Here is a 22,801-nt window from a genome sequence, read left to right as displayed (position 1 = left end):
TGAGCGAGCAGGGTGACGCGGGGAGCGGCTAGCCCTGGGTCGGGGATCCGTTCAGCCGGTGCTCGAAGGCGAAGACCACGAGCTGGACGCGATCGCGGAGGCTGAGCTTCGCGAGGATGCGGCTCACGTGCGTCTTCACCGTCGCCTCGCTGAGGAACTCCGCCTGCGCGATCTCCGCGTTGCTGAGGCCGCGCGCCGCGAGGACGAATATCTCCCGCTCGCGCGAGGTGAGCGACATGAACGCGGGCGGCGCGACCCGCGGCCGGGATCCCGGGTCGAAGTGCTCGAGCAGCTGGCGCGTGGCCGACGCCGCGATGACGGAGTTGCCCGCGTGGACGGTGCGGATCGCGGCGAGCAGGAACTCGGGGTCGGCGTCCTTGAGGACGAAGCCGCTCGCGCCGGCCCGGATGGCGCGCGCGGCGCTCTCGTCGAGGTCGAACGTGGTGAGCACGAGGACGCGCGGCGGGCGCTCGCCGCGCGCGTCCGCCGCCCGCAGGACCTCGGCCGTGGCCTGGATCCCGTCCATGACCGGCATGCGGATGTCCATGAGGATCACGTCGGGGCGCTCGGCGCGCGCGAGCTCCACGGCCTCCTGGCCGTTGGCGGCCTCGCCGGCGAACTCCAGGTCGGGCTGGGAGGAGATGAGCATGCGGACGCCCGTGCGGAACAGGGCCTGGTCGTCGACCAGGGCGACGCGGATGGGTGGGGTGGGCACGGGTGTCCTTCGATCGAGGTCGGCGTGGGGAGGGTATCGCGGCGCGCGGCGGGTCAGGATCCGGCTGGCCGGTCGTCGCGCGCGCGGCGTGCCGCGGCGGCTGCCCCGCGGGCGGCGGCGGTGCGGTGCGGGCTGACATGCGCGGCGGGAGCCCCGGGCGTCGCCGTACCCGCGGCCGCGGCCTCCGGCGGGAACAGCTCGTCGAGGGTCAGGGGGCGGCTGGGCGCGTCCGCTCCCGTGCCGACGGACGCGCCGGCGACGGGCACGCGGGGCACGGGGCGGGTCGCGGGCGCGAACGGAATCCACGCGGACACGGTCCAGACGCCGTCGCGGACACCCGCCGAGAAGCGGCCGCCGGAGAGCGTCGCGCGCTCGCGCATCCCGGCCAGGCCGTGGCCGACCGGCTGCGCGGGCGTCGCGGGCGCGGGCGGCAGCACGGGGAGGGCGATGATGCCCGTCGTGGTGCGGGCGGGGCGCACCGGGTCCGGGAGCGTCCGGCTCCGCACCGACACCGAGACGCCGTCCGGCTCCCAGGCGAGCTCGACCTCGACGGGATGCCCGACATCGCCATGGCGCAGCACGTTGGTGAGGGCCTCCTGCACGATCCGGTAGACGGCGAGCTGCTGCCCCGTGCCGAATGCGCCGGGCTGGCCCGTCTCCACGAACTCGATGGTGAGGCCCGTGGAGCGCATCTGGTCGATGAGGTCGCTCAGCTCCTTGAGCTCGGGCTGCGGGGCGTCGTCCTCGCTGTGCCGGAGCTGCGCCAGGAGGATCCGCACGTCGCCGAGCGCCTGCCTCGCGGTGGTGGAGATGGTGCGCAGCGCCTCGTCCGCCGCCTCCGGATCCACCAGCCGGGCGTAGCGCGCGCCGTCGGCCTGCGCGATCACGACGGCCAGCGAGTGGGCGACGACGTCGTGCATGTCCCGGGCGATGCGGTTGCGCTCCTGCTCGACGACGACGTCCTGCAGCGCACGGGCCTGGTCGCGCTCGGCGGCCTCTTGGGCGTCCCGGCTCGCGTGCGACGCGCGGGACGCGACCACGAGGCGTCCGGCCGTCCACGACGCCAGCAGCACGCTCCACGCGCACAGGAGCAGGAACAGGAACAGGGTCGCGAATGCGGTCCACTCCCCCGTGCTGAACGCCTGGCTGCCGATGGGGACGCGGCCCGAGGCGTATGACAGGTAGGAGGCCGCGACCACGCCGCCGACGATGGCGGAGGCGAGGCCCAGCGACCGGACGACGCGGCCGCCGTACGCCGCGGTGCAGTAGACGACGAAGGCGATGGCGATGTCGCCGGGCTCGACCGCGGCTCCGGCTCCCATCTGGATGATCGCGCCCGCCCACGCCACGGCGAGCGAGAGCCCGGGCGCGAGCCGCCGGACGGCGAGGGCCGCGCCCATGAGGAGCACGAGGACGAGCGAGACCTCGGAGGTCGCGAAGGAGAAGACCCCGAACGCGCTCGCGGCCGCGACGCCGATCGACCCGGGAGAGAGGATGGCGACGAACGCCGCCGCGAGGACGACGTCGAGGACGAGCTGGTACCTCGGGATCCGTCGGAGCATGCGACCACCGTACGTGCCGCGCACGCCCGCCGAGCCCGTGGCGGCCGATGATCCCCGCGGAGGCGCCCGGATCTCATCCGCGGGATGTACGGGCGCTGCCGACGCGGATCAGAAGCCGAGGCGGCCGAGCAGCTTCGGGTCGCGCTGCCAGTCCTTGGCGATCTTCACCCGCAGCGACAGGAACACGCGCGTGCCCACGAGCGGCTCGATCTGCGCGCGCGCCACCTGCCCGACGTGCTTGAGCCGGGACCCCTGCGCGCCGATGACGATGCCCTTCTGGCTGTCGCGCTCTACGAAGAGGTTCGCGTAGATCTCGAGGAGCTCCTTGTCCTCGCGCTGGATCATGTCGTCGATCGTGACGGCGAGCGAGTGCGGCAGCTCGTCCTGGACACCCTCGAGCGCGGCCTCGCGGATCAGCTCCGAGATGCGCGCCTCGAGCCCCTCCTCGGTGACGGCGTCGGACGGGTAGAGCTGCTCGGACACCGGCAGCGCCTTGAGCAGCTCGCCCACGAGCGCGTCGAGCTGGATCGCCTCGACGGCGGAGACGGGCACGATCGCGTCCCAGTCGCGCAGCTCCTGCACGGCGAGGAGCTGCTCGGCGACCGCATGGCGCGACGCGGAGTCGGTCTTCGTGACGATCGCGATCTTGCGGGCGCGCGGGTACTCGTCGAGCTGCTCGTTGATGAAGCGGTCGCCCGGGCCGATCCGCTCGTCCGCGGGGATGCACAGCCCGATGACGTCCACGTCGCCGAGCGTGGTCTGCACGAGCGCGTTCAGCCGCTCGCCGAGGAGCGTGCGCGGGCGGTGGATCCCGGGGGTGTCGACGAGGATGAGCTGCCCGTCCGGCCGGTGCACGATCCCGCGGATGGCCTTGCGCGTCGTCTGCGGCTTGGAGCTCGTGATGGCGACCTTCTCCCCCACCAGCGCGTTCGTGAGCGTGGACTTCCCCACGTTCGGGCGGCCGACGAACGAGACGAAGCCCGCGCGGTAGGCGGGCGCTCCCCCGCGCGGCTTGCGCTTCGCGCGCGACGGCTCCGCGGCGCGGTCGATGCCCCAGGCCTCGTCGGACAGCGGGGCGGGCTCGGCGACCGTCTCGTCTGGGGCCATCCCGGCGGCGGGCGTCCCGTCCGCCGCCGTCTCCTCGACGGGTGTCGCGTCGTCGCGGGGATCAGTCATGGTCGTGTCCTCTGCTGGCGGCGGCGCCCGTGGGGGCCGCCTCGTGGTCGTCGTCGGGGTCGTCGGCGCGGTCGCGCTCGACGAGGATCGTGCTGATGCGCGTGCGGCGCCCCTCGACCCGGTCGGCCGTGAGGACCAGCCCGCCGACGCGCACGACGGATCCGCGCTCGGGCAGGCGCCCCAGGGTCTTGGCGAGGAGGCCGCCGGCGCTGTCCACGTCGTCGTCGTCGAGCTCGAGCCCGAACAGGTCGCCCAGCTCGTCGATCGGCAGCCGGGCGCTCACACGGTACACGCCGTCCCCGAGGTCCTCGAACTCGGGCACGTCGCGGTCGTACTCGTCGCTGATGTCGCCCACGAGCTCCTCGATGAGGTCCTCGAGCGTGACGAGCCCGGCGATGCCGCCGTACTCGTCGACGACCATGGCGAGGTGGTTGGACTCGAGCTGCATCTGCCGGAGCAGCGCGTCGGCCTTCTGCGACTCGGGCACGAAGACCGCGGGGCGCGCGAGATGGTCGACCGTGGTGCGCTCCGCCTCCTGTGGCCGCTCGTAGACCATGCGCGCGAGGTCGCGGAGGTACAGGACGCCCTCGATCTCGTCGGAGTCGCGTCCCGTCACCGGCGCCCGCGAGATGCCGCGGGAGAGGAAGAGGCCGAGCGCGGAGCCGACGTGCGCGGTCTGCTCCACGACCACCATGTCGGTGCGCGGGATCATCACCTCGCGCACGACCGTGTCGTTGAACTCGAAGATGGAGTGGATGAGCTCCCTGTCGTCCTCCTCGAGCACCTCGAGCTCGGTGGCCTCGTCGACCATGCTGAGCAGCTGCTCCTCGCTCGTGAACGTCGCGACGGTCTTCGGGCGGCCAGGCGTGACCCGGTTGCCGAGGGCCACGAGCGCGTCGGCGACGGGCCCGATGGCCACGCGGATCACGCGCACCAGCAGCGCGGTCCACGCGAGCAGCGGGCGGGCGTGGACGCGGCCGACCGAGCGCGGGCTCGCGCCGACGAGCACGAAGGAGACGGCCGTCATGATCGCGGCGGCGACCAGCAGCGTGATCCACCACTCGTCGATCGTGGAGGCCAGCGCGAGCGTGACGAGCACCGCGGCGCCGGTCTCGGCGATGATCCGCACGAAGCCGAGCGCGTTGATGTACGCGCCGGTGTCGGTGGAGATGGCGAGCAGCGCGCGGCGGGCGCGCGCGGTGGCCGCGAGCTCCTGGATGTCCGCGCGGGACAGCGACGAGATGGCGGACTCGGCGGCGGCGAAGAGGCCGCCGAGGACGACGAGGAGGAAGGCGGGGAGGAGGAGGGCGAGCATCGAGGCGGTCAGCGCCCGCGCTCGCTCATGGCGAACCCGATGAGGATGTCGCGCTGGAGCCCGAACATCTCGCGCTCCTCGTCGGGCTCGGCGTGGTCGAAGCCCAGCAGGTGCAGGATGCCGTGCGCCGTGAGCAGCAGGATCTCCTCCATCGCGGAGTGCCCCGCCGTCACCGCCTGCTCGGCCGCCACCTGAGGGCACACCACGATGTCGCCGAGGAGGCCCGCGGGCGTCGGCCGATCCTCGGTCCCGGGGCGCAGCTCGTCCATCGGGAAGCTCAGGACGTCGGTGGGCCCCGGCTCGTCCATCCACTGCACGTGCAGCTGCTCCATCGCGCCCTCGTCCACCATCACGATGGCCAGCTCCGCGTCGGGGTGCACGTGCAGGGTGTCGAGCGCGTACGTGGCGAGCCGCTGGATGAGCGGCTCGTCGACCTCGATGGCCGACTCGTTGTTGATCTCGATGCTCATCGGGTGCTCCCGGGGGTCGATCGGCGCTCGGCGCGGATGTGGTCGGCGGCCTGGCGCTCCGCGTCGTAGCGCGTGTACGCGTCCACGATGCGGCCGACCAGGGTGTGCCGCACGACGTCGTCGCTCGTGAGGCGGGAGAAGTGGATGTCGTCCATCCCCTCGAGCACCCGCGTGACGAGCTGGAGGCCGCTCGACCCGGTGGGCAGGTCGACCTGCGTGATGTCGCCCGTGACCACCATCTTCGAGCCGAAGCCGAGGCGCGTGAGGAACATCTTCATCTGCTCCGGCGTGGTGTTCTGCGCCTCGTCGAGCACGACGAACGCGTTGTTGAGCGTGCGGCCGCGCATGTAGGCGAGCGGAGCGACCTCGATGGTGTTCGAGGCCATGAGCTTCGGGACGAGCTCCGGATCCATCATCTCGTTGAGCGCGTCGAACAGCGGGCGCAGGTACGGGTCGATCTTGTCGGTGAGCGAGCCGGGCAGGTAGCCGAGCCGCTCCCCCGCCTCGACGGCCGGACGCGTGAGGATGATCCGCTCGACCTCCTTGCGCTGCAGCGCCTGGACGGCCTTCGCCATGGCGAGGTACGTCTTGCCGGTGCCCGCGGGGCCGATGCCGAACACGATCGTGCTCTCGTCGATCGCCTGCACGTATCGCTTCTGGCCCTCGGTCTTCGGCCGGACCGTGCGGCCGCGCGACTGCACGATGGCCTCGCTCAGCACGTCGGACAGGGTCCGCGCGTCGTCCTCGCCGAGCCGGCGTGCGCTCGTCTCGATCTCCTGGGGTTCCACGTGCTGTCCGTCCTCCACCATCGCCACGACCTCGTCGATGAGCCGACGGGCCGCTGCCACGTCCGCCCGGGTGCCGACGAGCGTGATCTCGTTGCCGCGGACCCGGACGTCGACGTCCGGGTGCTCGCGCTCGATCTGCCGGAGCAGCCGGTCCTGCGGCCCCAGGAGGCGCACCATGAGCACGCCGTCCATCGTCGCCGTCTGCTCGACGCGGTCATCCGCCGTGGATGCGCCGCCCCGCGGGTCAGAGCCCGACATGGTCCCCCTGGTCGAAGCCGGCGAGCACGTGCGCGTGCACGTGGAAGACGGTCTGGCCGGCGTCCGCCCCCGTGTTGAAGAGGAGGCGGAACTGGCCGCCCGTGCGCTCGGCGGCGATGCGCGACGCGACCTCGACGACCTCCGCGAGGAGCGCCGGGTCGCCCGCGGCGAGCTCGACGACGTCGCGGTACGCGGCCGTCTTGGGCACCACGAGGACGTGCACGGGGGCCTTGGGCGCGATGTCCTCGAAGGCGATGACGCGGTCGGTCTCCGCGACGATCCCGGCCGGGATCTCGCGCGCGACGATGCGCTCGAAGACGGTGGGCTCTGCGCTGCTGGTCATGCGCCCAGCCTACGCGGGACCCGCGACGTCACCAGCGCCCGAGCGCGGCGTTGACGAGCGCGAGAGCGGCGGGCCCCGCGGTCGACGTGCGGAGGATCCCCGAGCCGAGCGCGACCGGGATGGCCCCCGCCTGGCGGAGCGCCTCGACCTCCGCGGGGGCGATGCCGCCCTCGGGTCCGACCACGAGCAGCACGTCGGTCGCGGGACCCGCGTCGCCGTCGGCCGTCGCCAGGTCGAGCCGCGACAGCCGCGTGTCGGCCGTCGGGTCGAGCACGAGCACGCGCGCGGTCGCGGCCATGCGCACGAGGTCCTTCGTCGTCGCGAGCGCCTCGACCTCGGGCACGCGGGGCCGGATGGACTGCTTCACGGCCTCGCGCACGATCGCGCGCCAGCGATCCCGCCCCTTCGCGACCTTCTGGCCCTCCCACCGGGAGACGGAGCGCTGCGCCTGCCACGGGATGACCGCGTCGACGCCCAGCTCGGTGGCCGCCTGCACGGCGAGCTCGTCGCGGTCCCCCTTCGCGAGGGCCTGCACGAGGACCACGCGCGGAGTCGGCTCGGGGTGCGCCCCGACGGAGTCGACGCGGAGCTCCAGGCGCTGCGGCTCGGCCGACGTGACCGTGCCGGAGGCGATGGTGCCGCGCCCGTCCCCGACGAGGATCCCCTCGCCGGCGCGCACGCGGCTCACCGTCACGGCGTGCCTGGCCTCCTGCCCGGCGAGCACGAGCAGGCGTCCGACCGCGAGGTCGGACGCGCCGATGTCGTCTGCCAGGTAGAAGTGCGCCACGGTCAGACGTTGAGGAAGCGGTCGCGGAGCTTCTGGAACAGGCCCTGCTGGAAGTGGGCGAGGTGCGGCGCGGGCGCCTTGTTGCGGCGCGCGAACTGCTGGATGAGGTCGCGCTCCTTGTGGTCGAGCTTCTGCGGCGTGACCACCTGGATCCCGATCTTGAGGTCACCCCGACCGGAGCCGCGGAGCTTCGTTACGCCGCGTCCGCGCACCGTGATGATCTCGGCGCTCTGGATCCCGGGCCGCAGCTCCAGGTCGACGTCGCCGTCGAGCGCCTCGATGTGGGCGTCGCTGCCGAGGATCGCGTCGACCATGCTCACCTCGACCGTGGCGAGCAGGTCGTCGCCGTTGCGGCTGAAGACCTCGTGGTGCTTGACCTTGATCTCGAGGTAGAGGTCGCCGTTGGGGCCGCCAGCGGGTCCGACCTCGCCGGAGCCCGGCATCTGGAGGCGGAGGCCCGTGTCGACGCCGGCCGGGATGTCCACCGGCACGGTGCGGCGCGCGCGGACGCGGCCCTGGCCCTGGCAGGTGGGGCACGGGTGCGGGATGACGGTGCCGTAGCCGCGGCAGGTGCCGCAGGGGCTCGAGGTCATCACGTTGCCGAGGAGCGAGCGCACCTGGCGCTGGATGCTCCCGGATCCGCGGCAGATGTCGCAGGTGACGGCGCTCGTGCCGGGCTGGGCGCAGGATCCGTGGCACGTGTCGCAGACGACGGCCGTGTCGACCTCGAGGTCGCGGTGCACGCCGAAGATGACCTCCTCGAGCTCGACCTCCACGCGCAGCAGCGCGTCCTGGCCGCGCTCCTGGCGGGAGCGCGGGCCGCGTCCGCCGCCGCCCTGCTGGCCGCCGAAGAACGTCTCGAAGATGTCGCCGAACCCGCCGAAGCCCTGGCCTCCCTGGCCGCCGAACCCGGCCTGCGGGCCGAGGTCGTACTGCTGGCGCTGCTGCGGGTCCGACAGCACGTCGTACGCGTGCGTGACGAGCTTGAACCGCTCGGCCGCGTCGGGGGCGTCGTTGACGTCCGGGTGGAGCTGGCGCGCCTGCTTGCGGTACGCCTTCTTGATCTCCTCTGGCGTCGCCTCGCGGCTCACGCCGAGTACTTCGTAGTGGTCAGCCACGTCGGGCCCTTCGGTGGTGATGGTCGTGGGAACTGGGGGCGGTGCGCCGGCAGGCGGCGGTCACCGCTCCTCGAGCAGGCGCGAGAGGTAGCGCGCGACCGCGCGCACCGACGCCATGTTGGTGGAGTAGTCCATGCGGGTCGGCCCCAGCACGCCGAGGCGCGCGAGCACCCCGCCGGACGAGCTGTAGCCGCTGGTGAGCACGCTCGTCTCGCCGAGCCCGAACGGGGCGTTCTCCCGGCCGATGCTCACCGAGACTCCGTGCTGGTCGGCCTCCATCTCGCCGAGCAGGCGCAGGAGCACCACCTGCTCCTCGATGGCCTCGAGGACGGGCGAGATGCTGCCGGGGAAGTCGCGCTCGGTGCGGGCGAGGTTGGCGGATCCGGCGAGCAGCAGCCGCTCCTGCCGGTTGGCGAGCACCTGCTCGACGAGCGTGCCCGCGAGCACGGAGGCCGCGGCGCGCTGGGCCGGTCCTACCTCGTCGGACAGCGTCTCGAGCCGGGTGGCCGCCTCGGCGAGGCCGAGACCGCCGACGGCCTGGTTGATCCGCGTGCGCATGACCGCGAGGAAGGCGTCGTCCGGGTCGCCCGCGAGCTCGACGACGCGCTGCTCGACGCGGCCCGTGTCGGTGATGAGCACGGTGAGCACGCGCGTGGTGGACAGCGCCACGAGCTCGACGTGCTTCACGTGGCTCGTGGCGAGCGACGGGTACTGCACGAGCGCGACCTGGTTGGTGAGCTGCGCGAGGAGGCGCACGGTGCGCGCGAGGACGTCGTCGAGGTCGACCGACTCGCCGAGGAACACGTGGATGGCCTGGCGTTGTGCGGGCGTGAGCGGACGCACGTCGGCCAGCTGGTCGACGAAGACGCGGTACCCCTTGTCGGTCGGCACGCGACCGGACGACGTGTGCGGCGCGGCGATCAGCTCCTCCTCCTCGAGGAGGGCCATGTCGTTGCGGATGGTGGCGGCCGAGACGCCGAATGCGTGGCGCTCCACGATGGACTTGGAGCCCACGGGCTCCCGAGAGGACACGTAGTCCTGCACGATCACCCGGAGGACGTCGAGCCCGCGTTCCGAGACCATGGCGGCTCCCTCCTGGCACTCGTCGGTTCTGACTGCCAATCGTACCGCGGCTGCGGCGGTGGTCGGCGTTGCCGGTCGCGCGTCGTCGGCGGTAGCGTGGAAGGGCCAGGCGTCGCCCGGCCCACCCACCATCCGCTCGCGTCCGCCGGTCCCCGGCCGTCGCGTGGCACCGAGAGGCTCCCCGCGATGTCCGCACCCGATCCGCACCCGTACGGCGCGCCCGCTCCGCTCACCCCGAGCGAGGACCGCCTCTGGGCGTCCCTCACGCACTTCCTCGCGATCCTCATCGTGCCGTCGTTCATCGTCTGGCTCGTGTTCCGCGAGCGCGGCCGGTTCACCGACCAGGAGGGCAAGGAGGCGACCAACTGGACCATCAACGTCGCGGGCGCGCTCGTCATCCTCAACGTGCTGCAGGTGGTCTTCGGGGTCATCCCGATCCTCGGGCTGATCATCGGCCTGCTCCTCGGCCTCGGGATCTTCGCGGTGGTCGTGGTCAACATCGTCTTCGCGATCATCGGCGGCACACGCGTGCAGGCTGGCCGGCCCTACCGCTACCCGCTCAACATCCGGTGGATCAAGTAGGCGGACGCCCGTGAGCGCGAGGATCCGGCACGTCGCGATCGACTGCCTCGACCCGCACGCGCTCTCCCTCTTCTGGGCCGGCGTGACGGGCTTCGCGGAGGATCCGGACGAACCGAACCTCCCAGGTCAGGACGCCGCGTGGCTGGGCGACCCGGTCTCCGGCCTGGGCATCATCCTGCAGCGCGCGGACGCGCCGAAAGCCGGCAAGAACCGCGTGCACCTCGACCTCGCGCCCGACGACCGCACGCGCGACGAGGAGGTCGACCGCGTTCTGGCGCTGGGAGCCGCGCTCGTGGCCGACCGGCGGAACGCGGACGGCAGCGGCTGGGTCGTGCTCGCGGATCCCGAGGGCAACGAGTTCTGCGTGGAGCGCAGCGACGCCGAGCGCGAGGCCGGCGACGTGGTGGGCGCGGTCGTCCTCTGACGACCGGCCGGGCCGCCGCCTAGTCCTCGAGCAGCCGCCGCACGACGGCGTCGGCCAGCAGGCGCCCCTGCAGCGTGAGCACGAGGGTGCCGGAGAGGGCGGCGCGCGGATCCACCAGGCCGTCGGCGATGAGCCCCGCCACCTGGCGGCGGCCCTCGGCCGTGAGCGTCGGGATGTCCAGGCCGTCGCGGATGCGGGCGCCGAGGAGCACGCGCTCCACCTCGCGCGTCGCGTCATCTAGCGATTCGCGACCCGCGCCGGGCGACGCGCCCGCGAGCACCCGGTCGGCGTACGCGGCCGGGTGCTTGACGTTCCACCAGCGGACGCCGCCCACGTGGCTATGCGCGCCCGGCCCCACGCCCCACCAGTCGTGGCCCTGCCAGTAGGCGAGGTTGTGGCGGCTGCGCCGGCCGTCGCGCGCCCAGTTGCTCACCTCGTACCACTCGTAACCGGCCTCGCCCAGCATGCGGTCGGCGAGCTCGTACATGTCGGCCTGGAGGTCCTCGTCGGGCTCGGGCACCTCGCCGCGGCGGATCTGCCGCGCGAGCTTCGTCCCCGGCTCGACGATGAGCGCGTAGGCGGAGAGGTGGTCGGGCGCCTCGCCGATGGCCTGCTCGAGCGAGGCGCGCCAGTCGTCGATGGTCTCCCCCGGCGTCCCGTAGATGAGGTCGAGGCTGACCTCGAGGCCGGCGGCCCGGGCGCCGCGGACGACGGGCGCTATGCGCGCAGGGTCGTGCGTGCGCTCGAGCGTGGCGAGCACGCGCGGCACGGCGGACTGCATGCCGAAGGACACGCGCGTGAACCCACCCGCGGCGAGGGCCGCGAGGTACGCGTCGTCGACGCTGTCGGGGTTCGCCTCCGTCGTGACCTCCGCGCCCTCGGCGAGCCCGAAGGTCTCGCGCACGGCGTCGAGCATCCGGACGAGGTCCTCCACGGGGAGGAGCGTCGGCGTGCCGCCGCCGAGGAAGACGGTGGACGCGGGCCGGACGGGGACGCCGGAGTCGTGGAGGGCGGATCCGGCGAAGCGCACCTCCTGCACGGCCTGCGACGCGTAGTCGGACTGCCTCACGCCGCGGAGCTCGGGCGCCGTGTAGGTGTTGAAGTCGCAGTAGCCGCAGCGGACGCGGCAGAACGGGACGTGCAGGTAGACGCCGAACGCGCGGGTCTCCGCGTCGACCGACGCGGAGGCGGGGAGCAGGCCGTCGGCGGGGGCGGGATCGGCGAGGGGCAGGGCGGACGGCATCCGTCCATCATCCCCCGGTCGGGAGGCGCCCGGGTCCGCGGCCGTCGGGGTGCGCCTCGTCCTCCGGCAGGATGGGGGCATGACCGACGCCCCATCCCCCCGGCCCCTGCACGTCCTCTGGGACGTCGACGGCACGCTCCTCCTCAACGGCCCGCGCGCCGGCAGCATGTACCACCGTGCGATCGAGCTCGCCGCGGGCGACCAGCTCCAGGACCGCACCGTGCACGCGCACGGCAAGACGGACGGCCAGATCATCTGGGAGACCCTCGACCTCTACGGCCTGCCGGAGTCGCTGCACGCGGCCGTCCGGGAGCAGCTCGAGGGGATGTCGCGCGTCGAGCACTACGGCGCGGGTCGGCGCGAGGTGCCGGTCGGCGTGCCGCGGCTCGTTGCGGACGTCGCCGGTCGCGGCTGGGTGAACGCGCTGCTCACCGGCAACTCGCCGCTCCGCGCGCGCTACAAGCTCGACGGTGCGGGGCTCGACGTCGACCTCTTCGACTGGGACGCGTCGTTCTTCGGGCACGAGGCCAGGATCCGCAGCGACCTCACGCGCCGCGCCGCGGAGGCGCTGGCCGGGGCGACCGTCGTGATCATCGGCGACACGCCCGCCGACGGCGTCGCGGCCGAGTCGGCCGGCTTCCCGTTCGTGGCCGTCGCCACCGGCGCGTACGACGTCGAGCAGCTGCGGTCGCCGGATGCGCATGCGGCCGTCGTGGTCCCCGATCTCGCGGCAGGCCACGACGAGGTCATGGCGTACCTGGACGGGCTCGCCGCGCGCTGACGCGGCTCGGCCGCTCAGCGGATCAGGCGGACGCGACCGACGGGTGCAGCGACCGCAGGTACCGGCGCATGAACACGCCCTGCACGATGCGCAGGACCGGGCTCGCCAGGCGCATCGGCCAGGACGCGGGTCGCGAGAAGACGCGGAGGGTGAGCCAGACGCTGCCGTCGGGCTCCCGGGAGACGAGGAACGCCTCCTCGCCGCTCAGCGGGTGACCGTGCACCGTGCCGTAGGCGAAGCCGACGCGGTCGGTCTCCTGCACGGTGTACACGACGCGGACCGGCGCCTCGGGATGGAACGGGCCGAACGGCATCCGGAGCACCGCCGAGGTGCCCGACGTGATCCACGCGGTGCCGTCGTCGCCGTACAGCGTCTCCCGCGGTCGGTCGACGGGCACCTGGGGCACCCCGTCCTCGTCGAACTCCAGCCCCTGGTAGCCGGGGTCGTCGGGGACCTCCTGCTCGATGCGGGTGACCTCGATCCCGCTGCCGCGCTGCACGCCCCACGTCATGAGGAGGGCGACGGCCTGCTCGAAGCGCTCGTCGCCGCTGCCGAGCCGGGCGCTGGCCTCCGCGGGACGGTACCCCTCCGGCGGGTAGGTCATGAGGTCGACGGCCTGGGTGCCGCCGACGGAGCCGTAGGTGACGGCGGTCGCGGTGTAGGTGCTGCGGCGCATGCGGATCAGACTACGGCGTGGGGCTGCGAGGCTCCGGCGCGGGCCCGAGACGAGGGCGCCCGCTGCGCCTCGAAGCCGCGTCACCCCCGCTCTGGGGTCCGTTCGGCGCCCCTGTCATCCGTCCGGATGACGCGCGACGGGTCGCCCTCATCCCGGCGCTGTAGTGCTGGTCAGAAGCGTTATCCGTCCGTGACCCGGGGCTCTCCTGAGCGTCTCCTCCGGCCGATACGTTTCAGCCAAGGCCGGTCCGACCGGCTCAGGGGAACGTCATCTCGGGTGCACTCGTCCCGGTCCGCATCGCGGTCCGGGCGCCGTCCACGTCGCGATCCGTCGTACCTCCGCATCCACTCCCCGCACCTCTCGACCACCGCGTCGACCATCGGAAGGCCATCGTGAACCGCTCCACTCCCGCCCTCGTCATCGCCGGAGCCCTCGTGCTCGGCAGCGCCCTCGTCGCCACACCGGCGCAGGCGACCCCCGGCGACGGCACCGTGTACTCCGTCCCGTTCGACCAGACGCTGTTCCGTGACGTCGAGGGCGCCGACGGCTTCGAGGTCGAGTACGTGACCTACGACGAGTGGGCTGCCGCGGGCTTCCCGCGTCCGGTCGCCGCCGAGGTCGATTACCACAAGTACACGTGGTCGCCGGCCGTCTACGCGGACGTCGTCCTCGAGGGCGCGGCCACGACGCTCCGCCTGACGTACGACCAGTACGCGAGCGTCGGCTCCCCCAAGCCCTCCGACGACACCCTGACGGCGGAGGCGGCGGTCATCAAGTACGCCTACTCCGACGAGCTGTACCTCGTGGAGGGGACGTACCTCGAGGAGGATCCCGGACTCCACAAGCTGACCTACCGCGAGTGGGCGCACCTCGGCTCCCCCGCGGTCGACCAGGTGTCCGACTCGGTCTTCAGCAAGCTGGCGTGGTTCCCCGCGATCGTCGGCCCGACCCCGCAGACCGGCGAGGTCGCCGCGCTGACGCTCGACGAGTGGGACTACTTCGCCCGTCCCACCCCGCAGATCGTGAAGTCGTTCGACGGCGACAGGTTCTGCAAGGCCGCGGGCTCCGCCGACATCCGCTACGTCGGCATCGCCGCGCCGAAGGGCGCGAAGCTCAGCTACGCGCAGTGGCGCGAGGCCGGCTTCCCCGCTCCCGCACGCTGCTGATCCCCGGGCGGGCAGCCGACCGGCTGCCCGCCCTCCTCTTCTCCACCTCCCACCCCATGACCCCATCGCCTCGGAAGGCCACCGTGAACCGCTCGATCCCCGCCCTCGTCCTCGCAGGCGCCCTCGCCCTGGGTGGAGCGCTCGTCGCCGCCCCCGCACAGGCCGCGCCCAAGCACAGCACCTATTACTCGGTCCCGTTCAACGGCGACCTCTACGTCACCGATGCGACCGGGGGCGAGAAGTACGCCACGCCGGCGTACTTCGCCGACTGGAAGGCCGACGGCTTCCCGCAGCCCGTCGCGGCGACCATCTCCTACCGCGGCTTCACCTGGACGGACGACGTCTACGCCGACATCCAGACGGAGCCGGGGGCTGCATCGACGCTCGGCCTGACGTACTCGCAGTGGAGCGCCGCGGGCTCGCCGAAGCCGACGAAGAACGTGCTGCCCGTCAACGCCGGCGTCTTCAAGTACTCGTACTCGGACGAGCTCTTCGTCTTCGTCTTCAGCTTCGGGGACGACGTCCCGGTCAACCACAAGCTGACCTTCGCCGAGTACGCGGCACTGGGCTACCCGTCCTCGGACGTGCGTGAGGGCGGCTTCCGCAAGCTCTCCTGGCTCCCGGCGATCGTGGGACCGACCGTGCCCTCCTACGAGGTCGTGGCGATCGACTTCTGGACGTGGGAGTACTGGGGCAAGCCGACCCCGCAGATCGTGAAGTCGTTCGACGGCGACCGCTTCTGCAAGGCCGCGGGTTCCGCCGACATCCGCTACGTCGGCATCGCCGCCCCGCAGGGCGTGAAGCTCTCGTACGGCCAGTGGCTCGAGGCCGGCTCACCGGCCCCCACCCGCTGCTGATCCCCTTCCCACCGCGAACCCCTAGAGAGCCAGACCATGAACCGTTCACTCCCCGCCCTCGTCACCGCAGCGGCACTGCTGCTCGGCGGCACGATCGTGGCCCTCCCGTCGGCCTCAGCCACCGCGGCGACCACCGGCACCGTCGTGTACTACTCGAACCCGTTCGACGACCGGCTCATGGCCGTCCGGCCGGGCGACACCTCGCTCGACTCCTACGGCGCCACGTTCGACGAGTGGCGGGCCGACGGGTTCCCGACGCCCGTCCCCGCGAAGGTCGCCTACATCGGCTACACGTGGGAGCCCACGATCTGGGCGGACGAGACGTTCGGCCCCTTCACCTCCACGCGCATGCTCGACTTCGACCGGTGGACGCACGCGGGCCAGCCGGCACCACGCAGCGACCAGCTCGCCTACCAGCACGAGGTCATCCGATACGACGGATCCGACGAGCTCTTCGTCATCGAGGGCGCCTCGTTCACCGACGAGCCGGGCTTCCACAAGCTCACCTACCGGGAGTACGCGAGCATCGGCTCTCCGCCCGTGGACCGCGTCCTGGAGACCGAGTTCCGGAAGCTCGCGTGGTACCCCGCCATCGTCGGACCGAAGGACTTCACGGGCGAGGTCGGCGTCATGGACTTCGCCGTGTGGGACTACTACGCCCGTCCGGCACCGCAGGTCGTGGCGTCGTTCCCGGGAGACCGCTTCTGCCAGGCGCCGGGCTCCGCGGACATCCACTACTTCGGGGATGCCGCTCCTCGCGGCGCGCAGCTGAGCTTCGGCCAGTGGCGTGACGCCGGGTCCCCTCCTCCTGCACGTTGCTGACCGCGGCGCCTGCTCTTCTCCGTCCCTCCCATCCGACGCCTCCCGAAGGAGCCCGCACCATGCACCGACCACTCGCTGCCCTCGCCCTCGTCGGCACACTGCTCGTCGGGGGTGCCGCCGCAGCTGCTCCCGCCAGCGGCGCCGTCGACGACACGAGCACCGTCACGTACTACTCGCTGCCGTTCCGCGCCGATCTCGTGCGCGTCGAGGCGCTCACGGACCAGAACCAGACCTTCATCACCACGGCCACCTACGCGCAGTGGCAGGGGGACGGATTCCCGGCGCCGCGTCCCGCCGGGGTGTCGTACCACGGGTACTCCTGGTCCGCGGACGTGCTCGCGGACCTCCGGTTCGGAGACGACGACCGTCCCGAGGCGACGCGCCTCACCTTCGCCGAGTGGCAGCGGGTCGGCTCTCCGCGACCCGTCACGAACTCCCTGCCGGAGTCCGGCTACGCGTTCCGATTCGGCTCCTCCCCGGAGGTGTTCGTGGACACGGATCTGCTCCTGCGCGACGGCGGGCCGTTGTCGACCACGCACAAGCTGACCTACGCCGAGTACGTCCGGCTCGGTTCCCCCGAGCTGACGGAGACCGTCGCGGACAACTACCCCTTCGCCGACATGTACATGCGGAAGCTGGCGTGGAGCCCGGCGATCGTGTGGGAGATCCCGGACAACGCGAGCGGCGACGTGCTGACGTACGACGAGTGGGCCGCCTTCGCGTTCCCGACGCCGCAGGTCGTGGCGTCGTTCCCCGGCGACCGCTACTGCCAGGCCGCCGGATCGTCCGACATCACCTACCGCGGATACGCGGCGCCGGACGGCATGAAGATGACCTACTCGCAGTGGGTCACCGCTGGCCGGCCGGCTCCCGCCCGCTGCTGATCATCCGCCACTGGACGCGGAAGCGCCCCCTGCCTCACGAGGCAGGGGGCGCTTCGTCCATGCGGGGGGGGCTACTTGGCCTTCTTCTCAGTGTCGCCCGAGAGCGCGGCGATGAACGCCTCCTGGGGGACCTCGACGCGGCCGACCATCTTCATGCGCTTCTTGCCCTCCTTCTGCTTCTCGAGCAGCTTGCGCTTGCGGGTGATGTCGCCGCCGTAGCACTTCGCGAGCACGTCCTTCCGCATGGCGCGGATGGACTCGCGGGCGATGATCCGCGCGCCGATGGCCGCCTGGATCGGCACCTCGAACTGCTGGCGCGGGATGAGCTCGCGGAGGCGGCCCGTCATCAGCACGCCGTATGCGTAGGCCTTGTCGCGGTGGACGATGGCGCTGAACGCGTCGACCTGCTCGCCCTGCAGGAGGATGTCGACCTTCACGAGGTCGGAGTCCTGCGAGCCCGCGGGCTCGTAGTCGAGCGACGCGTAGCCGGCCGTCTTGCTCTTGAGGTTGTCGAAGAAGTCGAACACGATCTCGCCGAGCGGCATCGTGTAGCGGATCTCCACCCGGTCCTCGCCGAGGTACTCCATGCCGAGCAGGACCCCGCGCCGCGACTGGCAGAGCTCCATGATCGTGCCGACGTAGTCCTTGGGCGCGAGGATCGCGGCCTTCACCACGGGCTCGGAGACGCTGACGATCTTGCCGCCCGGGAACTCGCTCGGGTTGGTGACGGTGACGGTCTTCTTGTCCTCGCTGGTGACCTCGTAGATCACGCTGGGCGCGGTCGTGATGAGGTCGAGCCCGAACTCGCGGGAGAGGCGCTCGGTGATGATCTCGAGGTGCAGGAGGCCGAGGAAGCCGCAGCGGAAGCCGAACCCGAGGGCGACGGACGTCTCGGGCTCGTAGACGAGCGCGGCGTCCGACAGCTTGAGCTTGTCGAGGGCGTCGCGGAGGTCGGGGTAGTCGGACCCGTCGATGGGGTACAGGCCCGAGAACACCATCGGCAGCGGCTCGGTGTAGCCGGGGAGGGCCTCGGTGGCCGGGCGCGCCGCGGTGGTGACGGTGTCGCCGACCTTGGACTGGCGCACGTCCTTCACGCCCGTGATGAGGTACCCGACCTCGCCGACGCCGAGCCCGTCCGAGGGCGTGGGCTCCGGCGAGCTGACGCCGATCTCCAGGATCTCGTGCGTGGCGCGCGTCGACATCATCGAGATCTTCTCGCGCGGGCTGAGCTTGCCGTCGATCATGCGGACGTAGGTGACCACGCCGCGGTAGGCGTCGTAGACGGAGTCGAAGATCATGGCGCGGGCGGCGGCGTCCGGGTCGCCGACGGGCGCGGGGATGGTGCGGGAGACGCGGTCCAACAGGTCCTCGACGCCGGCGCCCGTCTTGCCGGAGACGCGCAGCACGTCGGACGGGTCGCCGCCGATGAGCGAGGCGAGCTCGGCCGCGTACTTGTCGGGATCCGCCGCCGGCAGGTCGATCTTGTTGAGCACCGGGATGATCGTGAGGTCGTTCTCGAGCGCCAGGTAGAGGTTCGCGAGGGTCTGCGCCTCGATGCCCTGCGCGGCGTCGACCAGGAGGATGGCGCCCTCGCACGCGGCGAGCGAGCGGGAGACCTCGTACGAGAAGTCGACGTGGCCCGGGGTGTCGATCATGTTCAGGGCGTACGTCCGCCCGTCGAGCTCCCACGGCATGCGGACGGCCTGGCTCTTGATCGTGATGCCGCGCTCGCGCTCGATGTCCATGCGGTCGAGGTACTGGGCGCGCATGGAGCGCGAGTCGACGACGCCCGTCATCTGCAGCATGCGGTCGGCCAGCGTGGACTTGCCGTGGTCGATGTGGGCGATGATGCAGAAGTTGCGGATGGACGCGGGGTCGGTCGCGGCGGGCCGGAGGGCCTTCGAAGCTAGGGGGCTCACGCGTTCCTTACGGGTCGAGCGGGTGGAGCGGAACCACGATCATCCCATGACCGGGCGGGCAGGCAGCGCCTGCGCCCGCTACGACACCCGCGCGAGATCAGTACCCGATGGCCGTGCCCCCGGGGAGCGCGGCGTCGAGGTCCGCGTCCGCCGTCTGCCCCAGGAGCGGCCGGACGAGCCGACCACCGTCGGCGCCCTGGACCGTGACAGCCTGGATCCCCACGGGGCGGTAGAACGCGACGGCGTCGCCGGGCACGTCGAGGAAGTCCTGCGCGGCGTCGATGTAGGCCACGATGCGCGTATCCGCCGGCAGGGCGGAGCGCTGCTCCTCGAGCGTGGCGCCGGGGCGCTGGATCTCGAGGAGGATCCTGCCGTCGACCTGCCAGCGCGCAGTCCCGGACGCCACCCGATCCACCCGGAGCTCGACGAGGACGGTGTCCCAGCGCACCCCCGCGGTGTCACCGGGCGGCGGCACGCGCGCATCGCGCACCCGGAAGACCGTGCCGACGACGACCGCGTCGCTCGCGGCGGCCATCGCCGTCGTGTCGGCGAACGCGTCGTAGTCGATCTCGCCATGGTCGAAGGCGTCGCGGGCGATCTCGACGTCGAAGGGCGCGTCGCCGTCGGGCGGCGCCGCGGTCGGAGCGCGGCCGCGGCTCCGCCTGCCCACCAGGGCGGCACCCGCGACGGCGACCGCGGCGGCGGAGGCAGCCAGCCCCATGCCGAGCGCGCGACGTCGGGTCCAGCGTGCCGGCGGAATCGGGTTCCCGGTCGCCTCCTCCTCGTCGGCGCGCGCGATGAGCAGCGCGCGACCGCGGTCGAGGGCGCCCTCCGTCGCGGGCGGCGGATCGCCTCCTGCTCGCTCGACCGCGTCGAACACGGGATCACGCATCGTCCGCTCCGATCCTCGCGCCCCGCGCGTCCTCGACGAGCGGGCGCAGCCGGCGCCTCGCCCGGTGCAGCCTGCTGCCGACCGTGCCCTCGGGGATGTCCAGCGCGCGGGCGATCCCGGCGTGGTCGAGTCCGCCCCACGCGTGGAGGAGGAGCACGTCGCGCTCGCGTTCCGGCATCCGCGCGAGCTCCGCTCGCACGGCGTCGATGCGGCGGACCGCGTCGATCCGGTCGGACGCGGCGTCCTCGGCGTCCAACGGCACCACTGCCTCGTGGAATGCGGCCATTCCCCGGCGTGCCCTGGCTTCGCTCCGTCGGTGACGGTGCAGAAGGTTCGTGGCGATGCCGAGCAACCAGGGCAGCGCATCCGGGCGTCCGATGTCGTACGAGTGGCGCCGCTCGAACGCGACCAGGAACGTGGACGACATCACGTCGCCCGCCGTCGTGACGCCGATCGCGCGCGCCGCGTACCGGTGCACCGTCGGCGCGTGGCGGTCGTAGATCTCGGCGAACGCCCGAGGGGTCGTCGCGGACCGCTCGATGATGTCGCTGTCGGTGCTCACATCCGGTATCGCCCGGGATGGGTACCCGCTTTCGCGTTCCATGACGTCCGGGCGTGTCGTGACGGGATGTCGGCGGCTGCGGTGCGGGTCAGCGACGCACGATGTCGGCGACGGCCGCCTCGAGCTCGGGCCACCGGAAGCGGTAGCCCGCGGCCTCGAGCGACTCCGGCACGACCCAACGGCTCTTGAGGACGAGCTCCGGCTCCGTGCGGAACAGCCACATGCCGACCTCGAGCATCCACCGGTTCGCCGCGAGGCCGACGGGCATGCCGACGGCGCGACGGAGGACCTTCATCAGCCGGCGGTTCGTGACGGGCGCGGGGCTCGACGCGTTGACCGGACCCTCGAGCGTCGGGGTGTCGCGGACGAAGCGGATGATGCCGACCAGGTCGTCGATGTGCAGCCAGCTGAAGACCTGGCGGCCGTGGGTCGGCTGGTACACGTGGTGGGCACCGGCCCGGATCCTGGACGGCCGACCGGGGAAGCGCCCGTCGAGCTGCGGGCCGCCGAGGCCGAAGCGCGCGAGGCCGAGGAGCGGCTGGAGGGCGCCGTCTCGGCCGAGCACGATCGCGATCCGCAGCGCGACGCGTCGCGTGGACGGCAGGTCGGGCGCGAAGAACGCGCGCTCCCAGGCGCGGCCGACGGACGGCGAGAAGTCGTCGCCTAGCTCGCCGGTCGACTCCGTCTGCGGGTGGTCGGTCGCGTGCCGGTACACGGTGGCGGTGGAGGCGTTGATCCACACGGGCACGGGCCGCGCGCTGTCGGCGACGGCGCGGGCGAGCTCGGCCGTCGTCTCCACGCGCGAGCGCAGGATCTCCCGGCGGTTCGCCACGCCGTAGCGGCAGTTCACGCTCTTGCCCGCGAGGTTCACCAGGAGGTCGGCGCCGTCGAGGAGCCGGCGGATCCCCTCGGCGTCGCCCCAGCGCGCGTCGGCGCCGGAGCGGCCGATGGTGCGGACCAGGTAGCCCTCGTCGGCCAGCTCGCGCACGAGCACCTGCCCGATGAAGCCGGACGCGCCCGCGACGACCGCGGTGCGGGGGGTGGTCGACCCCGGTGCGTCGCTCATGCGCCGAAGCGCGCGCGGCGCTCGACCGTCGTGCCCTGGCCGTCGGCCCAGGTGTAGACCGTGCTGCCGCCGATGATGACGTGCTCGGCGCGGGACTGGACGTCGAGCGGGTCGCCCGACCAGATCACGACGTCGGCGTCGAGGCCCGGCGTGAGCGCGCCGACGCGGTGGTCGAGGCGGAGGATCGCGGCGGGGTTCGCCGTGATGGCGCGGATCGCGATGTCGGCGGGCAGTCCGTCCTTCACGGCGAAGGAGGCCTGGTGCACCAGGAAGTCGATCGGCACGACGGGCGCGTCGGTCGTGATCGCGACGAGGACGCCGGCGCGGTGCAGCGCGGCCAGGTTCGCGACGGCGCGGTCCCGGAGCTCGACCTTGGAGCGCGAGGTGATCATGGGGCCGAAGATCACGGGGATGCCGCGCTCGGCGAGCACGTCCGCGATCTTGTCGCCCTCGGTGCCGTGGTTGACGACGAGGCGGTAGCCGAACTCGTCGGCGAGGCGGATCGCGGTGGCGATGTCGTCGTGGCGGTGGGTGTGCTGGTCCCAGGCGAGCTCGCCGTCGAGCACGCGCACGAGCGTCTCCTTGCCGAGGTCGCGGGAGAACGGCTTGCCCTCCTTCGCGGCGTGGTCGCGGGCGGCGCGGTAGTCCTCGGCGTCGCGGAAGGCCCGGCGGATCACCATGGCCACGCCCAGACGCGTCGACGGCGTGCGGTCCTTCGCGCCATAGACGCGCTTCGGGTTCTCGCCGAGGGCGCTCTTGACGCTCACGGAGTCGCTGACGAGCTGCTCGTCGATCGTGCGGCCGCCCCACGACTTGATGGCGACGGACTGGCCGCCGATCGGGTTGCCCGAGCCGGGCTTCACGACGATGGTCGTGACGCCGCCCTTGAGCGCGTCGCGGAAGCCCTCGTCGTCGATGTCGATCGCGTCGATCGCGCGCACCGAGCTCATGTCGGGGTCGGTCATCTCGTTCGTGTCGTTGCCCGCGGGGCCGTTGGCCTCCTCGTGGATGCCGACGTGGCCGTGCGCCTCGACGAAGCCCGGCAGGACCCAGCGGCCGCTCGCGTCGATGACGATCGCGCCCTCGGGCACCACGACGTCGCCGGCCTGGCCGACCGCGGCGACGAGGCCGTCGCGGAGGAGGACGGTGCCGCCCGGGATCGGGGCGCCGTCGACGGGGACGACGTGGCCGCCGACGATGGCGGTGACGGAGGATGCGGACGCGCGGACGGGAGCGGTGCTGTCGGAGATGGGCATGGAACGAGCCTAGGACGCGGTCCGGTCTCCGCCGGCGGGGCGGCGTGTCCGCGGGC

General features: G+C 72.5%; 24 protein-coding genes. 7 read left to right on the top strand and 17 right to left on the bottom strand.

The genetic code is table 11. The features are described from left to right. Window positions 1–28: 28 nt before the first annotated feature. From FGD68_RS10265 to hrcA, 10 genes are all read right to left on the bottom strand, one after another. Window positions 29–715 carry a response regulator gene (locus tag FGD68_RS10265; RefSeq protein WP_012038260.1) on the bottom strand — a complete coding sequence of 229 codons (687 nt, stop codon included), beginning with the start codon at window positions 713–715 and terminating at the stop codon, window positions 29–31. Window positions 716–768: 53 nt separating this feature from the next. After that, window positions 769–2,277, bottom strand: coding sequence for a sensor histidine kinase (locus FGD68_RS10260; protein WP_237609423.1), 1,509 nt, complete (start codon window positions 2,275–2,277; stop codon window positions 769–771). Between the two features lie 108 nt (window positions 2,278–2,385). Next, on the bottom strand, window positions 2,386–3,453 hold the full coding sequence (gene era, locus FGD68_RS10255; RefSeq protein ID WP_182480869.1) for a GTPase Era: 1,068 nt from the start codon (window positions 3,451–3,453) through the stop codon (window positions 2,386–2,388). Beyond that, on the bottom strand, window positions 3,446–4,768 hold the full coding sequence (locus tag FGD68_RS10250; RefSeq protein WP_119372244.1) for a hemolysin family protein: 1,323 nt from the start codon (window positions 4,766–4,768) through the stop codon (window positions 3,446–3,448). Before FGD68_RS10250 ends, era begins: the two co-directional genes overlap by 8 nt. A gap of 8 nt (window positions 4,769–4,776) precedes the next feature. After that, on the bottom strand, window positions 4,777–5,238 hold the full coding sequence (ybeY, locus tag FGD68_RS10245) for an rRNA maturation RNase YbeY (RefSeq protein ID WP_119372245.1): 462 nt from the start codon (window positions 5,236–5,238) through the stop codon (window positions 4,777–4,779). Further along, entirely contained in the window at window positions 5,235–6,284 is a 1,050-nt protein-coding gene (locus FGD68_RS10240; RefSeq protein ID WP_119372246.1) for a PhoH family protein, read from the bottom strand. The genes ybeY and FGD68_RS10240 overlap by 4 nt, the downstream gene beginning before the upstream one ends. Continuing rightward, a complete protein-coding gene (locus tag FGD68_RS10235) occupies window positions 6,271–6,627 on the bottom strand; it encodes a histidine triad nucleotide-binding protein (protein WP_119372247.1) in 357 nt (118 codons plus the stop codon). Before FGD68_RS10235 ends, FGD68_RS10240 begins: the two co-directional genes overlap by 14 nt. A gap of 28 nt (window positions 6,628–6,655) precedes the next feature. Beyond that, window positions 6,656–7,414 carry a 16S rRNA (uracil(1498)-N(3))-methyltransferase gene (locus FGD68_RS10230; RefSeq protein ID WP_119372248.1) on the bottom strand — a complete coding sequence of 253 codons (759 nt, stop codon included), beginning with the start codon at window positions 7,412–7,414 and terminating at the stop codon, window positions 6,656–6,658. Window positions 7,415–7,416: 2 nt separating this feature from the next. Continuing rightward, window positions 7,417–8,532, bottom strand: a complete 1,116-nt coding sequence (dnaJ, locus tag FGD68_RS10225) for a molecular chaperone DnaJ (RefSeq protein WP_104236776.1) — start codon at window positions 8,530–8,532, stop codon at window positions 7,417–7,419. Window positions 8,533–8,592: 60 nt separating this feature from the next. Continuing rightward, complete coding sequence (gene hrcA, locus FGD68_RS10220) at window positions 8,593–9,615, bottom strand: heat-inducible transcriptional repressor HrcA (RefSeq protein WP_104236777.1); 1,023 nt, start codon at window positions 9,613–9,615, stop codon at window positions 8,593–8,595. A gap of 186 nt (window positions 9,616–9,801) precedes the next feature. Here hrcA and FGD68_RS10215 point away from each other — a divergent pair, with 186 nt between their 5' ends. Both FGD68_RS10215 and FGD68_RS10210 read left to right on the top strand, forming a co-directional pair. Next, entirely contained in the window at window positions 9,802–10,197 is a 396-nt protein-coding gene (locus tag FGD68_RS10215) for a DUF4870 domain-containing protein (protein ID WP_119372249.1), read from the top strand. Between the two features lie 10 nt (window positions 10,198–10,207). Continuing rightward, window positions 10,208–10,621: a VOC family protein gene (locus FGD68_RS10210; RefSeq protein WP_104236779.1), complete on the top strand. Its 414-nt coding sequence runs from the start codon at window positions 10,208–10,210 to the stop codon at window positions 10,619–10,621. Between the two features lie 19 nt (window positions 10,622–10,640). Here the strand turns inward: FGD68_RS10210 and hemW are convergent, their stop codons facing one another. Next, window positions 10,641–11,864, bottom strand: a complete 1,224-nt coding sequence (hemW, locus tag FGD68_RS10205; RefSeq protein ID WP_104236780.1) for a radical SAM family heme chaperone HemW — start codon at window positions 11,862–11,864, stop codon at window positions 10,641–10,643. A gap of 79 nt (window positions 11,865–11,943) precedes the next feature. Here hemW and FGD68_RS10200 point away from each other — a divergent pair, with 79 nt between their 5' ends. Beyond that, a complete protein-coding gene (locus FGD68_RS10200) occupies window positions 11,944–12,645 on the top strand; it encodes an HAD family hydrolase (protein ID WP_119372250.1) in 702 nt (233 codons plus the stop codon). Window positions 12,646–12,667: 22 nt separating this feature from the next. Here the strand turns inward: FGD68_RS10200 and FGD68_RS10195 are convergent, their stop codons facing one another. After that, the gene (locus FGD68_RS10195; RefSeq protein WP_119372251.1) at window positions 12,668–13,321 is read right to left on the bottom strand and encodes a DUF1990 family protein; all 654 of its coding nucleotides are present in this window, start codon (window positions 13,319–13,321) and stop codon (window positions 12,668–12,670) included. A gap of 392 nt (window positions 13,322–13,713) precedes the next feature. Between FGD68_RS10195 and FGD68_RS10190 the strand changes: the two genes are divergently transcribed. From FGD68_RS10190 to FGD68_RS10175, 4 genes are read left to right on the top strand one after another with little or no spacing between them, the layout of a single operon-like run. Further along, window positions 13,714–14,487 carry a hypothetical protein gene (locus FGD68_RS10190; protein WP_104236783.1) on the top strand — a complete coding sequence of 258 codons (774 nt, stop codon included), beginning with the start codon at window positions 13,714–13,716 and terminating at the stop codon, window positions 14,485–14,487. A 56-nt stretch (window positions 14,488–14,543) separates the two neighbouring features. Next, window positions 14,544–15,344: a hypothetical protein gene (locus tag FGD68_RS10185; RefSeq protein WP_119372258.1), complete on the top strand. Its 801-nt coding sequence runs from the start codon at window positions 14,544–14,546 to the stop codon at window positions 15,342–15,344. Between the two features lie 36 nt (window positions 15,345–15,380). Then, window positions 15,381–16,166 (top strand): hypothetical protein, encoded by a 786-nt coding sequence (locus FGD68_RS10180; protein ID WP_119372252.1) that lies wholly within the window; start codon window positions 15,381–15,383, stop codon window positions 16,164–16,166. A 59-nt stretch (window positions 16,167–16,225) separates the two neighbouring features. Next, a complete protein-coding gene (locus tag FGD68_RS10175; protein WP_104236785.1) occupies window positions 16,226–17,050 on the top strand; it encodes a hypothetical protein in 825 nt (274 codons plus the stop codon). Between the two features lie 71 nt (window positions 17,051–17,121). Here the strand turns inward: FGD68_RS10175 and lepA are convergent, their stop codons facing one another. From lepA to FGD68_RS10150, 5 genes are all read right to left on the bottom strand, one after another. Beyond that, window positions 17,122–18,969, bottom strand: a complete 1,848-nt coding sequence (gene lepA, locus FGD68_RS10170; protein ID WP_119372253.1) for a translation elongation factor 4 — start codon at window positions 18,967–18,969, stop codon at window positions 17,122–17,124. 97 nt (window positions 18,970–19,066) lie between these two features. Further along, on the bottom strand, window positions 19,067–19,861 hold the full coding sequence (locus tag FGD68_RS10165) for a hypothetical protein (RefSeq protein ID WP_104236787.1): 795 nt from the start codon (window positions 19,859–19,861) through the stop codon (window positions 19,067–19,069). After that, window positions 19,854–20,423: an RNA polymerase sigma factor gene (locus FGD68_RS10160; RefSeq protein ID WP_220452696.1), complete on the bottom strand. Its 570-nt coding sequence runs from the start codon at window positions 20,421–20,423 to the stop codon at window positions 19,854–19,856. Before FGD68_RS10160 ends, FGD68_RS10165 begins: the two co-directional genes overlap by 8 nt. A gap of 88 nt (window positions 20,424–20,511) precedes the next feature. Continuing rightward, window positions 20,512–21,489 carry an epimerase gene (locus FGD68_RS10155; protein WP_104236789.1) on the bottom strand — a complete coding sequence of 326 codons (978 nt, stop codon included), beginning with the start codon at window positions 21,487–21,489 and terminating at the stop codon, window positions 20,512–20,514. Continuing rightward, complete coding sequence (locus FGD68_RS10150) at window positions 21,486–22,745, bottom strand: amidohydrolase (RefSeq protein WP_119372255.1); 1,260 nt, start codon at window positions 22,743–22,745, stop codon at window positions 21,486–21,488. The genes FGD68_RS10155 and FGD68_RS10150 overlap by 4 nt, the downstream gene beginning before the upstream one ends. Window positions 22,746–22,801 lie beyond the last annotated feature (56 nt).

The sequence above is a fragment of the Clavibacter californiensis genome, assembly GCF_021952865.1.
Lineage (GTDB): Bacteria > Actinomycetota > Actinomycetes > Actinomycetales > Microbacteriaceae > Clavibacter > Clavibacter californiensis.
This window is presented reverse-complemented; position numbering and strand designations above follow the sequence as displayed.